Origin of the sequence: Enterococcus florum (assembly GCF_004309355.1) — a bacterium.
Taxonomy (GTDB): Bacteria; Bacillota; Bacilli; order Lactobacillales; family Enterococcaceae; genus Enterococcus_A; species Enterococcus_A florum.
Window position 1 is genome coordinate 96,309 of record NZ_BJCC01000015.1, and the last position, 14,740, is coordinate 111,048.

Below are 14,740 nucleotides of genomic sequence, written 5' to 3' on the forward strand. Positions count from 1 at the left end.
GCATTTTCCTCTCAACTATAACAGAAAAATTGAAACGCTTCACGAACCCGCTTCAATTTTCGGCATTCTACAGAAAAAAGCACAAAACATGCATCAGCTATCGCATGTTTTGTGCTGTTCTGCCAATTAATACGTCCATGCTTCCGGACGGATCGATTGTCTTTTCGCTCGATAAACCCAAGCTCCTGTTGGGAAACCACTGATGTCTGCCTGGAAGATCTTCTGACCATTGCGATCGACCTCCAAGATCGAGCTGACCTTACCTTCTTTGCGATACCCGAAATTAATCAGACAATTGGCTGTTTCTGGCAAATAGTAGGCACTGCCGATGATTCGAGTGTGGTAACTTTCTCCCAGTTCCTCTCCGAAGGTCCAAATTTCTTCAACGGTTCCTGTTTTTTCATTGATCCGAATTTGTTGCGCTTCAGAGTACTTTTCCGAAGCTTCTTTGTCCCCGTGAGTAACAGCAATATTGTTGTCGTAAAACATCAGATCCAACGTATCTGAGTTCCCATCCTGATCTGGCATAATCACCGCCGCATGCTGTCCGCCAGGTGCTTTGATCTTCCCACTCAGCAAATACTTCTGCATGCTTTTCGGCCAGTCGCTGCCTTCACTGATAATCCACTTGATCTGACTCGTCTGATAGTCGATCTTCACGATTGCATCCTGGTGTCGCCCAGAAAGAATGATACTGTCGTCTGAGGTATCATAGACGACAGAATTTTGATGAAACCAATCGACTTTACCGTCCTCTCGTTTTGTTGACTCATATTCTTCATACATCTCTTTTGGAAAAACGTCCTTTAAATCGATCGTCTTGACAATCTCTCCGGTCTCACGGTCGACCTCGACCATTGTATCTTCGATATATTTGCTGCCATCGTTAACCGTCAAAAGTAAATTGCCATTTGGAAGCTCAATGCCGTCATGGTGAACCACGGTGGTTTCTCCCTGTTCGCTTTTCCCGCTTTCATTGGCTGCAGTTGAAGCTGAAAAGTCATAACGATGGTAGATTTTTCCTAGATAATCAGTTTCCAGCAACACATTGTATGTATCCCCATCATTGGATTGCTTAGTCAAATACAATAAATTCCCGTTTTCTAATGCCTCGAATACATGGCTGTTGTACTTAGTGGAATACCAGCGGACATCCCCATTTTCATCAAAGGCATAAGGCTGTTTAGTACTAGGAATGATGAAGGTCAACTGATTTTCACCAAAATCAATCGGCTCTCCTTCCGTCTTTTCAACATCAATCGTAGAAAATGAGTCCGGCAGCGGTTCCGTGTCGATCGGTACTATTTTGACCTGTTCGTTCCCATGTTCGTCTGTTAATGTCAGTTGAACAGAGTTGGTTTGCCCTGCATACAATCCGGTGATTGGAAGACTATGCTTCGTCACATATTCATCAAACGCATAACTGATTTCCGTTTCTGCATCTTTACCCGAAACTGTTACACGCGTTCGCATTGGTATGTCCGTTTGAAACTGAACCAAAGCCGTCAGTGGACTGGTTCCATATGGATTGACCTTAACGAAAAAATTTTCCAAAGTGTAGTCTCCATTGTTCAATGCAGAACGATACTCGACTTCTTTCTTCTTTTGTTCCTCTTCCCATTCCTGATTTAAAGAGACCTGCACTTCTCCTTCTTCCATGTCATCTTGCACTGTTGCCCCCATTGCACAGCCGCTTAAACATAGAAGTACTGCTGCCACTAAAAATTTCTTCACTACGCTTTCTCCTCCGAATACTATCCAAATTAATATCGATTTCATTTATAATTTATCAATAAAATGAGAAATGTTTGTGAACTTTTTCTAACTATCTATTTGAGAGACTACAAAACACAGAAGTTGTTAGTTGTATAATCCAATCATTGCAGTTTACAAATCAGTGATAGCTAAATAGACGGCTAGACCACGAGAATCTTCTTTCTCATCTGTTTCTGTCCGCTAAAAAGGGTGCTGGCCTTTGAGGGATTTCCCAAAACCATCACCCGATAAAGAACAACGAATGAACAATCATAAAGCGTTGTCCAAAAGAAGTCGTGTAAATTTCTGTAGATACTATTCTGTTTTTTTTTAGGCTCTTCACAGTCATTCAAGCTTTTCTCTACGCTGATTTGTTGCAACACTATAAGATCACAACAAACCTCTTTGTAAACCTTTCGTCATCTTCCAACTCGATCATAAAACCATGCTTCTCAATGATTGATTTGGTAATCGCTAAGCCCAATCCACTTCCTTGAAAATGACGCTCTGTTTCATTTTCGCTAACAAAAGGATGAAACAAGTGTGTTCGCTTTTCTGACGGGATTTTTGTTCCATCGTCGGCAAAAATAATTTGCGCACTGTTTTTCTTTTCTTCTATTGTAATTCGCAGTTTGGTTCCTAAAGGGTTGTGCTTGCAAGCATTGACCAGCAGATTGACAAAAACACGTTTCATTTCAACCTTATCAATGGCGCGCATCATTGGGGCTTCCGGCAATTCTACGATCAAATCAATCTGATGCTGCTCCAGCAGATCATAGCTCTCTGCGATCGTTTCCTTTAACAGATAGTTGACATCCTGCAGCTCTCGCTTCAGCGGATAGTCCGCGGCCGTCAATTTGGTGTATTGGAACATGGCATCCAGTAGTTCGTCAGCGGTGAGTGCTTTTTGGTAAATGATTTCAGCAACTTCTTTTTGTTCAACGGGATCAACAATTTCTTCCTGCAGTGCTTTAGAAAACCCCGTGATACTGGTCAATGGTGTTTTTAGATCATGGGCAATATTAGCAAACAGAAGCCTTTGCTGCTGTGCAATTTCTTGGCTTTTGGCTGTTATCCTTTTATCTAAACTTCGATAAAATAAAAAGGAGAAGACACCGATCACAATGACCTGTGCCGCCACACTGCTGAACAATAAGATGAACTGGTATTCAACAGGAACGATCAGCTCTCTAAGCTGAGTTGCGACTTCCTCCAGCAATCCAACAGTCAATGAAAGGCCTAAAAAGTGACAAACAAAGGAACACAATATCGCGTGCTTAAGTTCTTTCATGATGTCCCTCCAAGCGATAGCCTAAGCCGCGAATCGTTTTGATGCGTTCCGTTCCAATCTTTTCTCGCAGCTTGCTCATCATGACTCGTACGTTGTTGTAGCCAGTTAAGGAGTCCTGCCAGCCATGACTATAAATCTGCTCTTTCGTAAAAACTCTTCCTGGCTGCTCCATCAATAACTTCAATACCCGAAATTCTACCGCCGTTAGTTCGATTGGCTGATCCGCAACATAAGCCACACACGCATGTAGGTCTAACCTTAGTTTATCAACCTTCAGCTGGCTAGATTTAGCCAATGCGGTTCCTAAAGAATGATATCTGCGCAGCAACGCCTTCACTCGAGCAGTTGCTTCATGAGGATCGAAGGGCTTTGTCAAATAATCGTCCGCACCAATATCCAGTCCAAAAATCCGATCTGATGCCTCAATCCGCGCAGAAATCACCATGATTGGAATATTGCTTTCTTTTCTGATTCTGCGGATTAACTCAAAGCCGTCGACTTCCGGCATCATAATATCAACAATCACTAGATCAATCGGCTGTTCTGCCAAAAGTTTCAACGCTTCACGACCGTTTTCGGCCTGATGCAGCTGCATGTCCTCGTTTCTCAAATACATTTGCAGCAATTTGAGAATCTCTTTTTCGTCGTCTACGTGTAAAATATGGTATGTCATCAGCATCACCTTCAATCCACAAGTTTATTGATTTCATTTTAGCATAGCTGTTCTTTCTAAATCTCTGCAGCCAGCATTTTCTGATTGATTCGTTCCATTCGACGTTCTAGCTGCTGCCCAGAAAAGCTGCCTAGCACCAATTCATCCACGATTCGCCCATCTGCCATCAACAGGACGCGTTCACTCTGCGCTGCAACTTTCGCATCGTGAGTCACAAGAACAACGGTCGTTCCCTCTTGGTTGATTTTTGAAAGGATGTCTAAGATTTCCTGTGCTGCCTTTGAATTTAACGCGCCTGTCGGCTCATCGCCAAACACAACGGACGGTCGGCTCATCAAAGCCCGACAAATCCCTGCCCGTTGCAGCTGTCCACCGGAAACCTGTGTGATTCTGCGTTCTTTCAATTCGGCAATTCCGACTCTTTCCATCAACATGTGTGCTTGTTTTTCCAGCTCTTGCTGATTTCTTTTCTTATCATTTAAGCTAGGAAGAAGAATATTATCTAGTAAGGATAAGTTTTTCAGCAATGTCGGCTGCTGAAAAACAAATCCCATGTCCTTTCTGCGCAAATCGGCCAATTCACGCTCTGACATCATTTGCAGCGGGTGATCATCAAACACAATCTCTCCAGTATCTACACTATCCATCCCGCTGATCGCATAAAGCAAAGTTGACTTGCCAGAACCTGAAGCACCCATGATCGACACAAATTCTCCCTGTTTTACCTGAAGATCCACTTGATTCAGCACTTGAACCCTTTCTATCCCTTCACCGAAGAATTTACTGATGTCGATTCCCTTAATCATGGTTTTCATTGTCTTTCCCGCCTTTATTCTTTTAAATTTTCTGCCATCTCGATGTTCCCTGCCTGAGTTACAACTGCTTTCGTTGCTACGATCGTGACAAGAAGCATGAGCAAAGGGCAACCGAGATAAATGAGCCAGCTTCCTGTCATTTGAATACTAATCCCGCCCATCATCGATGCCATCAATCCAGCTAAGGTTTTTCCTAGCGTCATGGATAAAAACACACCCAATCCTAAACCGAGGATCAGAATTGTTACACTACGAGCCAAATATTGGCGGCTCAGTTCTCGATTAGTGAAACCTAATACCTTAATCGTGGCAATTTCTTTTCTATCTTTTATTAACAGCAGCTTCATAAACAACGCCGTGATTAGACCGGTAATCGCTAAGGCAACCACTAATGCCCCAACAGCGATCAACAGGATGGACCGAATCATAGCCCCATATGTCTGGTCACGATGCAATCGGGCATTGTTTAATTTGGCATAAGGCAGCTCTTTTTTGTATTGCGCCATCTTTTGATTTAATTGGCTAGGATCCTTTAGTTTCATATAAATGTTGGTCCACATTTTCGCTGTCTCTCGATCCTCAAACGTGGCTTTAGCAGTTTTGCCTCCATTAAATAAATTGGCGTAGATTCCACAAACCGTAAACACTTCTTCTTTATCCCCTCGAATCAGGATTACCTTGTCTCCTACCTTTTTCCCGTATTCTTCAGCATTGATGGTCGATAAGGCAATTTCGTGTGTCTTGATAGGTGCTTTTCCTTCAAGATAAGAGACTGGAAATTTTTGATGATCTCCCAGCTCAACTGCCAGCACATTATCCGTTGAACCGTTCTCCTTCACGTGGAAGTTTTTGGTCACAATCTTGCTGTAATCTGCAATATCAGTGTCTTTACCAAGGTATTCTTCGATCTTTTTCTCGTATTCCATGTTATTGACTGACTCGTACAAGCTGGTCATCATATCCATCTCGCGGCTAAAGCCCAAGTTCTCTACAAAAGAATCTGCAGCAACCGTATGATAGGTCATAGCCGGAACGATCATGATGAAAGAGGACAAAATGAACACCAGCAGCATCGTCACGTATAGTTTTTTTTGATTGAAAATATCGATAATTCCCATACGCACATCTGTTGGGAGAAAGTTCAGTCTGCGAAGCGTAAAGCGTGAGTTAGTCGAACGTTTTTCATTTGCTCCGCTGAAGCGAATCGCTTCTATAGCGGAAACTTTTTTAAAGCGGTTCAATAATTGATACACATAGCTGACCATTAATAAAGTCACTGCAATCACTCCGGCAACAGCGAACAGCCAGCTCAATTGCTCATTTTTACTTTCCCCCATATAAAGCTTGATATTTCTCAGTAGGAGATGGCTCATCGGCAATGAAATCAGATACCCCAGCAGACCGCCAATGACGGAAATTGCCGCGTATTTGACTAAATAGATTTTTTTGATATCCGTTACTTGAAGTCCAATCGCCTTCATCACACCGATTTCTTGGTAATCCTCTTCGATTTTTGCCAACAATGTGAATCGAATACACATGAAAGCCATTAAAACAACCAATAAACTAATGGTCAATAGGATCGCGATCATGATGCCATCTGACATTGCGTTGCCTAATTTAAATAAACGATAGGTGCCAGAAGGCCCATTGGTTTCCAATCCTGCTTTCTTATAAGCCGCCTCAAATTCGTTCAACTTTGACGGATCCTTTAAACGAAACTGGATAATGTATTCCAAAGCCCCCTTTGAAAACAGCTCATCGTATTCCTGCTGATGCAGCAATATTCGCTTAGATCCAGCCATTTGCGAGTTCATACTCCCATCTCGCAAAAAACCAGTGATTCTCAATTCTTTTCCAGCGATGATGACTTTATCACCAAGCTTGGCAACTCCTTGCTTCATATAATCCACAGGTGCATATAATTCTCCAGGTTTAGGTTGAATGCGCCGATTCTCCATATCTAACAAATAATCAAGCTGGCTGTTTTGTGTAGCAACACCATTGTCTTGAACACTGTCTGCAAAGCTGTAATCACCGATTTGAATGTTTGAACCTTCAATATTCAAAAACTCTGAAGCCTCGTATGCAGCGACATTTTCGTTGTTTCTAGCAAATCGATCTAACCGTTCTCGATCTAATTCTCCCGCATGCATCTGCATATAGTGTGGAACCTTCGCCTCTTCCATCAACGTATCAATCGAACTTGTCAGATTAACACTCAAAATCATTGCCAAAGCTACTAACACCGATGCAACAGTGACAAATAGCAGGGTGGTGATGGTAATCAATTTACTTTGAAGCACATCGTTTTTTACAATTCTCCAGTACATACAAAATCCCCCTCTCCTTTCTTACCGATAAAGTCACTATAAAAGAAGAAGCTTTCCTGAATGTCCGCGAAGTATTAACCTCACCTTAAACTCGAAAAACAAACATCCTTTTTCAAACCCAGTCCATTGACAAACTTCAAAAACATGGTATGATTATTTTATGAATATAATTTACGAATATTCATAAAAATTGTTTCTATATGAAAAGAGGGATAAAATGCCGCTAAAACCAATGCTTTCCGATGAAGACAGAGAACGACTCAGGAATGAACTGCTCATCCTTTGTGAACGCCTTTGGATCATTCAAGGGTACAAAAAGACTAGTATTAAGGAACTCTGTGCTAGGACACGGATTGCCATCGGGACGTTTTATTCGATGTTTCCCACGAAGGAAGCACTTTTCTATGAAACTTCGTTGACGATCCAAAATCGCCTGAAGGATCAATTTTTACAAACAGTGTTGGAACAGCCAAATAAAGAAGGCTTTGCAGCAGGACTGAAAAAATTGTTCCGTGAGTTTGACCGAAAACCGTTTTTATACGACGTAAACACGCCCGATTTCCGAGCCTTTGTCACCAAATTATCCGAAGAAGAGATGCAAGCATTAAAATTTGAGAGCCTCGACTTTTTTGACGCCACTTTGCTGGCGGCCCACTTACAACTTAAAGTCGAAAATGCAAAAGCCTACGCGATTTTCAGCGCCTTGCTTTCAACACTGACGACAAAAATGACGATTGCTGAGCTGTATGATTATTTTAATGTGTTTGATTTTATGGTCGATACCATGGTGAATGAACTATTTGAATAGATCGATTGAGGAGGAAAAAATATGATGAATGAAACAGCGAATTACTTTGAAAAACTAGCGAAACAAATGGGATTGACGATCCAACTGCCTCGCCCTAGTAAGGAGATGAAGAATACTTCTGCCCTGACAAATGGACTGGTAGGCGTTGGCCTGATCACATCGGGTGTCGTGTTTAGGAAGACATCCTTGACTGTCTTAGGTGTGGTCAGTATTGCCGGAGCGGTGATGCTGGCGATCGATGAGTAGATGAGGGATCATCTGCTTTTTTTTGGCGAATTTTTGAGAGCAACTACTTATAATTGAACAACATTTTGTACATATTTCCAAAACACTTTTCCTATTTACACGAGAAGAAAAAACTGCACAGTCACTCATAAGAAATTCCCTCATGAACAATCAAACTTAACCAACAGTCGATGCAGCAGCTCAAACACTTGTTTTAATGACAGTTCCAACTCCGAAGTCAGCCATTCTTCCAAGACGCCGATCATCCCGGAAACGATGAATAAAGCTTCAATCTGATCATAGGTTGATACCTGCTGGTAACACTCATCCTGCAAGACCTTTTCTTTGAAAATTTCTTTGATTTTATACAGGACATTGCCATTTGCGTTGGACTGCATCAGCAGCAAGAACAGCTCCTTTTTTCCTTCTATATAAGTGGCAACCGCTTCCATCAATGATCGTAGATTTTCAGCAGTGACATAAGGTGTATATTGTTCGAACAATTCAACCAACTCTGCATACAGTTCCTCTTCTAGCTGCTCGTACAGGTCGTAGGTATCTTTGTAATGCAGATAAAAGGTTCCCCTCCCTAAATCGGCTCGCTCTGACAATTCTGCCACAGTTATCTTATTCAAAGGTTTCTCTTTCAGCAATTCAATAAAGGCTTGATGAATCGCTTTTTGGGTTTTTAGCTTTCGCCGATCTGTCATGTTTTCTCTCTTTTCTGAACACTTCGCTGAAACGTGTTGATTAATAGACACTTTCTTGATCATTGCCGATAGTGCTCGCTTTTGCTGCTTAGTATAATGCACATATGGTTGTTAATCAACAGGTGTTTATAAAATTGGAGGTGACGCAATGATTTTGTATTTTTCAGGTACTGGAAACAGCCGCTATGTGGCGGAACTTTTAGCAAACGAGTTAGGAGACGAACTGCGGTCATTGAATCAGCTGATAAAAGAGCAGAAAACCATGGCGCTGGTTTCCGAACGTCCATGGGTGATCGTTTGTCCGACCTACGCTTGGCGGCCGCCAAGAATTGTCATCGAATTCATTGAACAAACCTACTTCACAGGTAGTCAAAAGGTCTACTTCTTCATGACTTGCGATACCAATACGCTAAATGCCATCCGTTATATTCACGAAATTTGTCAGAAAAAAGACTGGGAGCTTACAGGATTCGCCGAAATCATTATGGTGGACAATTACATCGTTCTGGCAAAATCGATTCGTCCCGACGAAGAAATTCAAAAGCGAATCAATCAGGCAGAAAAAACGGTCAAACTATTGGCAAAGAGGATTGCGGTTAATGGTTCTTTGCCTTCCTTTTCAAAAACAGGCGGACTGGCCGGAGCCTTTATCAGTGGACCCGTTAATTCCTTCTTTTACCGTGTACTGATTAATGGCAAAGGATTTTATGCTGCTCCCCAATGCCTTCAATGCGGAAAATGTGCGACGGTTTGTCCTTTAAACAACATTCAACTAACCTCTGATAAACCTTGTTGGGGAAGGAACTGTACGCATTGTATGGCTTGTATTGGCATTTGTCCGGTTCAAGCGGTGGAATACAAAAACAAGACCCAAGGAAAAAAACGCTATTACTTGAAGAAAAGAGGAAGTTGATGCATTATCGACACACTACAGCAGATGATTTGGAATCCGTCCTCCGTTTATCGACAGAGGCATTCTTTGCAGATCCGTTGTATACCATCATGAAGAAATTTTGTAAAACGGAAGCTGCCTATCAGCAATTTATTCAGATTAGTCAACGGGCGTTTATCCGATCTTATTTGACCACGACACCTTGTCTGGCAGCCCTTGATCAGGACAAGGTAATTGCCTTTGCCATCTTGGAGAAGCCCGATCACCAAAAAACAGATTTTCTGGCTTACCTCAAAAACGGCGGCTGGAAACTACTGCGTTTCGTAGGCATCCCTTCACTCATCGGCTATATGAAGCTGCTGGATCAAATCATGGAGCCTTTGAATCAGATAACTGTGCCGAATTGGTATTTGGCTCATTTGGCGGTGGACCCAGCCTATCAGGGGAGGGCGATTGGCAGCAACATGCTGCAAGAATGCATCATTCCCCTTGTAAAAGAACAAGATGGCAAGCTGCTGACCTTGGGAACGCAAACAGAACTCAACCAACGATTTTATCAAAAAAACGGCTTCACTTCGTTTGATCATCGTTTGTTAACATGGAAAGAGCAGGAGTTGAATACCTGGAGTCTGCGGAGGGAGGTCTAGTATGGAGAAACTCTTCATTATTGGCGGGTATGGCGATGTAGGCAAAGCCGCCGTTAAAGAACTGCTCGTTCACACGAAGCAGGAAATCATCATTGGTGGACGTCATTTACACCGAGCAAACATTTTTTTAGAAACACTAGATACTTCTCGGGTGTCCTTTCGACAGATTGATGTTTGTGACGAAGCCACTTATTTCCATCAATTAGCGGATGTTTCCTTTGTTCTGATGTGTCTGAGCACTAAAACAATGGAGTTTGCTGCCTATTGCCTAAAAAAAGGAATTCACTACCTAGATATTTCTGCTTCCAGCCGACCGACGATGCAATTGGTTGAATTAAAGAAAGCGGATATTCGTGCTTCAGCAATCTTAGGAATTGGAATTTGTCCGGGCTTATCTACCCTTCTGGCCCGAGAGCTTTCTAAGAAATTCGATGTAGTCACCAAAACCGAGCTCTCTTTGTTATTAGGGATAGGCGATCACTATGGAAAGGATGCATTGATGTGGTTGCTGGATCATCTTTCTCGACCTTTTGATTGGACAATCGACCAGAAAGTGGTGAAGAAGACTCCTTTTCTAAACAAAAATCTTATCGCTTTCTTCCCGTCAGAAAAGCCCTACGCTGTTTACAACTTTGACCTGGCGGATCAACAAATCATCACCCAGCTCCTGCAGCAAACCAATGTCACCACTTCTTTTGGCCTAGCCGATCGCAACTTGACCAAAGCGTTGTCTGCCCTAGCAAACCTGCGATTTTTTTATCTGCTTCGTTATCAAGGGGTTTATCATTTGGCTCTGCGTTTTGCTCATATCAGCACTCAATTTGCTAAAAAAGCAACGCCTCACTTTGCGATCCACGTCAATGTGACCGGAACAAAAGACCAGAAAGAATTCTCATCGGAACAAACGATACACGGAGTAAATAGTTCCGAAACAACTGGAAAAGTTTTAGCACGGACCTATTGTCTCATTTCAAAAAGCCGGCTTTCTAATGGCGTTTATTACCTACCTCAGGTTGTTGAAATAGAGCAATTCTCTGATTTTTTATAGACACAAAAAACTCGCAGGAAATTAATCTCCTACGAGTTTTTACACAATTTGTTGAATACAAAGCAAAGCGGATAAGGTTAAAAATACGCCAGTCTGCGATTTTTATTCTTCTTTACGACATTATAAATGAGCAGGATCGGTACCGTGAAAATCACTGCAAAAACGGGCAGTACCTGAAGGAAATAATAGAAGTTACTATGCATTTCGTTTGCCACCCCATACACAGTGATCAACCAAGATCATTTGCTTGTCTTCGTCAAATGATTTCCTAAAATGTAAAACAAGCCCGCCAAGAAAAGACACGGCAAGGTTGTAGTTATCGCACTAAACCACAGCGGTTCACTTCTTACCCACCAATTGGTCAAACCACCGCCCACGATCCCCAGCAAAAAGAACAGTGAAAGCGAATAACAAACCTCCCAGTTCATCCGCCTCTGAATACCTGCTGTGAGCCAAATCAAACCTAGCCACAATAAGCTAAGCGGCAATGCTACCGATAAGAAAAAAGAAGTTGCCGTGTATCCAGACCAGAGCAGCACCTGATCCATCAACCCCGTAAAAGAAATACATACCACACTACTTGTCCCCATCAAAACTCTTGGCGACCAGCGTGTTCTCTTTCTATAAATATGGCTCAATGCATCCATACTGCCTAACGCAAGCAGGACGATCAGCGACCAAGTCAGCGTATGATTTACTATAAAATTGACCAGCAGACAAATCAGCCCACTGACGGCTGTGATCCCATAAAAAATGGTACCTATTATTTTTCTATTCATTGTTTTCTCAATCCCTTTCACCACATGTTGGTCTTCTTTCAGCAGAACATCCAAAGAGAGCTGATACAGGTCGCTTAAGGCGATCACTGTTTCTAAATCCGGATAGTTTTTATCCAGCTCCCAATTTGATATCGCTTGTCGAGAAACATACAATCGTTTGGCCACTTCCCCTTGTGTCAGGTTCAGCTCCTTTCTGCGCTGTTGAAGTTTTTTTCCAATCGTCATTGTTCTGCCTCCTTAGACTGAACCTACCAAACGGCGGGTGAAAAGTCGATCAAGTATCTCTTGCATCGTTGGTGTGAAGGGATTTACACTCTATTATTCTATCAAATTTTCTGTGTCTATGATTACTCTTTTTGAACAAATGCGTGACCCTGTCGCCTTAGACTTCTCGGCCATTTGCTTCAAAACCATCCTGCTGCGTACCATCGTATTGATACAATTTTCGCAGCAGCTTCCAAAAGACCTCCAGCTCTTCATTGGAAAATCCTTGGAACAGTTCCTGTAAAAACGCCCAACCTCGAGCATTGCTTCGGTTAAAAACGGCCTTGCCGGTTTCAGTGATGACGATGTTGACCGCTCGGCCATCCGCTGTGTTTCTTTCAGTTCGCAAATAACCTCTGCGTTTTAAATTAGTGATGATTTGCGCGGTGCTTTGTTTTGAAGCCCCTAATTTTGAGGCAATCCTGTTTAAGGTCGCTTGACCTTCTGGAAGGTGGGCGATCGCGATGAAGGCCATCAGTTGGCGTGAAGTCAGCTCCTCGATGGCTTCGTCTCCGGCAGTTTGCACTTTGTTGGTCGCCGAAAATAGAGTGGCGTAGGTTTGGGAAATCAAAAACAGTCGTTGCTTCTCATCCATGATCAAGCTCCTAACTAATCATTATACTGGCCATTATAGCAAAGGTTTATCCACTTCACGACCTTTGTTTCAAATAGTGATCACCTAAAAACAGCAACAAACAAATCAGCAGCAGCACAATAGAAGAAGACAACTGGTTAAAGCTCGGCGGATATACATCGCCAAACGCATTAATTCCCGCGTGAAGCAAAATGCACAATGCAGGACTTTCATAACGGTTCCATAGGATCGTTAGTAAGAAGGCTAAGCTAAACACACAGATGGTAAAACCAGCCAAGCTGGTCGTGTCCTGACCAGATCCTTTCACCAGCCATAAGGGTAAATGCCAGCTAGTCCAGATTATCGCCAGAATGCACGTTGCCTGAAAACTAGAATATTTCTTTTGCAGCAATGGCAACAGATAGCCTCGCCAGCCTGGTTCTTCCAGCCCACCACCAAAGAAAATCATAATAGGTAACTGGAATAAAGCAGTATAAAAAGGTGCTTGTTGCTCATTGTCACCCAAGAGAATGGGCAGAAAGCAAAATCCCCAAGCAAAAATAATAACTAACAAATACCCAGTCACTGGCTGCTTCAGCGCAATGATCTGCTTTAAAAAGGCAGTTCCCTCACCAGATTTTCTTTTTACGATCCACGCCCCAATCAACGGCGCTGCCGTACCTAAACTGTATAATGGCAGACCGATCGGTGAAAACAACGCCACTCCTGCAAATCGAATCAGGAAAGCCAGCAGCAGCCAACAGCTCCAGGAAATCACAAAGGTTATTGATAAATATTCTAACACTTTTTGTTTCATTCTAATCCACTCCTTGCGTTTGGCGAACAATCTCTTTGATTGCCTTCATAAATTCCTTTGGCTCTTCCATGTTGGGACTGTGGGCTGAATGCTCAAATAAGTAGAACTTTTTATCTGGTGCCTCAAGCTGTTCATAAAAATCCTGGGCCAATTTTTGCGAAACTTGGTAATCGTATTTTCCCTCCAATAAGTAAACGGGCACGTCGAGTTTCTTGATCGATTTCAAAAGATTGTCCTCCGCATAATCCTTCGTGTCTAGATATTTGTTCGACAGCGGCATGCCTTTGATGGCTTGCAGCTTTTCTGACACCGTGTAGCCTTTAAAGAAGAAAAGATTTTTCAGCATTGTTCCGATCGCTGGACCGTCGTGTCGAATCCCTACGCCATAATCTTCCAGCAGCATGTTATAGGCAGAACCTTCAGGATCAAAGATTTCTAACTGTTTTAAGGCCTTCTGATCGTCGATTTTTTTTGCATGATTGCGTAAATAATTATAGGCCATCTTTTGCCCTGCTTTTTGATGAACGACTTGACCAATGCCCAGATAGGCAGTGTAAAGCTCGGGATTGTTTTGAACCGTCTTGATTCCAACATAGGACCCCCAGGAATGCCCCATCAAATAGATCGTTTGTCTATCAAAACGTTCTCTCAAATAATTGGTCACTTCGACGGTGTCGCTGATCGCAGTCTCTGCGGTCAACGTTTTCGGATCCAATTGTTTCGGATTCGACATCCCGGTTCCCCGCTGATCCCAATAACAGACCACAAATTCGCTTTCTAATCGGGCGTTGGTTTCCCACGCCTGTGTCATCGCAAATTCTGGTGATCCCGGTCCGCCGTGCAAAAACAATAGCACCGGCTTGTTTTTGTCCTCTCCGCGAAGGAACATTCCTTGTTTTACACCATTGATTTCCACAAACTGCTTTTCATTGATGCTGTTTCTGAAGGGCTCGTCTCTGGCAGCTTCCAACTTCGGAACGTTCCCCGGACTATTTATAAACAAGACTGCCAGAGCAAGCAGCAAGAATAATACAAGTAGTCCTAAGACAGATAACATCACTTTTTTCATCCTTTCTCCTCCTTTTAGTAATTATAATTACTATTTTAAG

General features: G+C 42.6%; 15 protein-coding genes. 5 read left to right on the forward strand and 10 right to left on the reverse strand.

Features of this window, described 5'->3' with window-relative positions:
- Positions 1-126: 126 nt before the first annotated feature.
- From NRIC_RS10120 to NRIC_RS10140, 5 genes are all read right to left on the reverse strand, one after another.
- Positions 127-1,734 (reverse strand): aryl-sulfate sulfotransferase, encoded by a 1,608-nt coding sequence (locus tag NRIC_RS10120; protein WP_227873781.1) that lies wholly within the window; start codon positions 1,732-1,734, stop codon positions 127-129.
- A 403-nt stretch (positions 1,735-2,137) separates the two neighbouring features.
- Positions 2,138-3,046, reverse strand: coding sequence for a sensor histidine kinase (locus NRIC_RS10125; protein ID WP_146622591.1), 909 nt, complete (start codon positions 3,044-3,046; stop codon positions 2,138-2,140).
- A complete protein-coding gene (locus NRIC_RS10130) occupies positions 3,033-3,719 on the reverse strand; it encodes a response regulator transcription factor (protein ID WP_146622592.1) in 687 nt (228 codons plus the stop codon). The genes NRIC_RS10125 and NRIC_RS10130 overlap by 14 nt, the downstream gene beginning before the upstream one ends.
- A 56-nt stretch (positions 3,720-3,775) precedes the next feature.
- On the reverse strand, positions 3,776-4,534 hold the full coding sequence (locus NRIC_RS10135; protein WP_146622593.1) for an ABC transporter ATP-binding protein: 759 nt from the start codon (positions 4,532-4,534) through the stop codon (positions 3,776-3,778).
- A 14-nt stretch (positions 4,535-4,548) separates the two neighbouring features.
- Positions 4,549-6,867, reverse strand: coding sequence for an ABC transporter permease (locus NRIC_RS10140; protein WP_146622594.1), 2,319 nt, complete (start codon positions 6,865-6,867; stop codon positions 4,549-4,551).
- Between the two features lie 217 nt (positions 6,868-7,084).
- Here NRIC_RS10140 and NRIC_RS10145 point away from each other — a divergent pair, with 217 nt between their 5' ends.
- Together NRIC_RS10145 and NRIC_RS10150 are read left to right on the forward strand one after the other, a co-directional pair.
- The gene (locus NRIC_RS10145) at positions 7,085-7,675 is read left to right on the forward strand and encodes a TetR/AcrR family transcriptional regulator (protein WP_146622595.1); all 591 of its coding nucleotides are present in this window, start codon (positions 7,085-7,087) and stop codon (positions 7,673-7,675) included.
- A gap of 21 nt (positions 7,676-7,696) precedes the next feature.
- Positions 7,697-7,921 carry a hypothetical protein gene (locus NRIC_RS10150; RefSeq protein WP_146622596.1) on the forward strand — a complete coding sequence of 75 codons (225 nt, stop codon included), beginning with the start codon at positions 7,697-7,699 and terminating at the stop codon, positions 7,919-7,921.
- Between the two features lie 140 nt (positions 7,922-8,061).
- Here the strand turns inward: NRIC_RS10150 and NRIC_RS10155 are convergent, their stop codons facing one another.
- The gene (locus tag NRIC_RS10155; RefSeq protein ID WP_175580058.1) at positions 8,062-8,610 is read right to left on the reverse strand and encodes a TetR/AcrR family transcriptional regulator; all 549 of its coding nucleotides are present in this window, start codon (positions 8,608-8,610) and stop codon (positions 8,062-8,064) included.
- Positions 8,611-8,758: 148 nt separating this feature from the next.
- Here NRIC_RS10155 and NRIC_RS10160 point away from each other — a divergent pair, with 148 nt between their 5' ends.
- From NRIC_RS10160 to NRIC_RS10170, 3 genes are read left to right on the forward strand one after another with little or no spacing between them, the layout of a single operon-like run.
- Entirely contained in the window at positions 8,759-9,523 is a 765-nt protein-coding gene (locus NRIC_RS10160) for an EFR1 family ferrodoxin (RefSeq protein ID WP_146622598.1), read from the forward strand.
- Positions 9,523-10,149, forward strand: a complete 627-nt coding sequence (locus NRIC_RS10165) for a GNAT family N-acetyltransferase (protein ID WP_146622599.1) — start codon at positions 9,523-9,525, stop codon at positions 10,147-10,149. The genes NRIC_RS10160 and NRIC_RS10165 overlap by 1 nt, the downstream gene beginning before the upstream one ends.
- Position 10,150: 1 nt before the next feature.
- Positions 10,151-11,197, forward strand: coding sequence for a saccharopine dehydrogenase NADP-binding domain-containing protein (locus NRIC_RS10170; RefSeq protein WP_146622600.1), 1,047 nt, complete (start codon positions 10,151-10,153; stop codon positions 11,195-11,197).
- A 239-nt stretch (positions 11,198-11,436) separates the two neighbouring features.
- Here the strand turns inward: NRIC_RS10170 and NRIC_RS10175 are convergent, their stop codons facing one another.
- The 4 genes from NRIC_RS10175 to NRIC_RS10190 form a co-directional block, all read right to left on the reverse strand.
- Entirely contained in the window at positions 11,437-12,201 is a 765-nt protein-coding gene (locus tag NRIC_RS10175; RefSeq protein ID WP_146622601.1) for a helix-turn-helix domain-containing protein, read from the reverse strand.
- 157 nt (positions 12,202-12,358) lie between these two features.
- Positions 12,359-12,835, reverse strand: coding sequence for a MarR family winged helix-turn-helix transcriptional regulator (locus NRIC_RS10180; protein WP_146622602.1), 477 nt, complete (start codon positions 12,833-12,835; stop codon positions 12,359-12,361).
- Between the two features lie 55 nt (positions 12,836-12,890).
- Positions 12,891-13,631 carry a CPBP family intramembrane glutamic endopeptidase gene (locus NRIC_RS10185; protein WP_146622603.1) on the reverse strand — a complete coding sequence of 247 codons (741 nt, stop codon included), beginning with the start codon at positions 13,629-13,631 and terminating at the stop codon, positions 12,891-12,893.
- A gap of 1 nt (position 13,632) precedes the next feature.
- On the reverse strand, positions 13,633-14,700 hold the full coding sequence (locus NRIC_RS10190; protein WP_146622604.1) for an alpha/beta fold hydrolase: 1,068 nt from the start codon (positions 14,698-14,700) through the stop codon (positions 13,633-13,635).
- Between the last annotated feature and the right edge of the window lie 40 nt (positions 14,701-14,740).

Excerpts from the sequence above, each read along its gene's own strand:
- NRIC_RS10145 (WP_146622595.1), top strand. The coding sequence starts at position 7,085 with ATGCCGCTAAAACCAATGCTTTCCGATGAAGACAGAGAACGACTCAGG.
- NRIC_RS10170 (WP_146622600.1), top strand. The coding sequence starts at position 10,151 with ATGGAGAAACTCTTCATTATTGGCGGGTATGGCGATGTAGGCAAAGCC.
- NRIC_RS10190 (WP_146622604.1), bottom strand. The coding sequence starts at position 14,700 with ATGAAAAAAGTGATGTTATCTGTCTTAGGACTACTTGTATTATTCTTG.
- NRIC_RS10185 (WP_146622603.1), bottom strand. The coding sequence starts at position 13,631 with ATGAAACAAAAAGTGTTAGAATATTTATCAATAACCTTTGTGATTTCC.
- NRIC_RS10130 (WP_146622592.1), bottom strand. The coding sequence starts at position 3,719 with ATGACATACCATATTTTACACGTAGACGACGAAAAAGAGATTCTCAAA.
- NRIC_RS10125 (WP_146622591.1), bottom strand. The coding sequence starts at position 3,046 with ATGAAAGAACTTAAGCACGCGATATTGTGTTCCTTTGTTTGTCACTTT.
- NRIC_RS10175 (WP_146622601.1), bottom strand. The coding sequence starts at position 12,201 with ATGACGATTGGAAAAAAACTTCAACAGCGCAGAAAGGAGCTGAACCTG.
- NRIC_RS10140 (WP_146622594.1), bottom strand. The coding sequence starts at position 6,867 with ATGTACTGGAGAATTGTAAAAAACGATGTGCTTCAAAGTAAATTGATT.
- NRIC_RS10160 (WP_146622598.1), top strand. The coding sequence starts at position 8,759 with ATGATTTTGTATTTTTCAGGTACTGGAAACAGCCGCTATGTGGCGGAA.
- NRIC_RS10165 (WP_146622599.1), top strand. The coding sequence starts at position 9,523 with ATGCATTATCGACACACTACAGCAGATGATTTGGAATCCGTCCTCCGT.
- NRIC_RS10150 (WP_146622596.1), top strand. The coding sequence starts at position 7,697 with ATGATGAATGAAACAGCGAATTACTTTGAAAAACTAGCGAAACAAATG.
- NRIC_RS10155 (WP_175580058.1), bottom strand. The coding sequence starts at position 8,610 with ATGACAGATCGGCGAAAGCTAAAAACCCAAAAAGCGATTCATCAAGCC.
- NRIC_RS10135 (WP_146622593.1), bottom strand. The coding sequence starts at position 4,534 with ATGAAAACCATGATTAAGGGAATCGACATCAGTAAATTCTTCGGTGAA.
- NRIC_RS10180 (WP_146622602.1), bottom strand. The coding sequence starts at position 12,835 with ATGGATGAGAAGCAACGACTGTTTTTGATTTCCCAAACCTACGCCACT.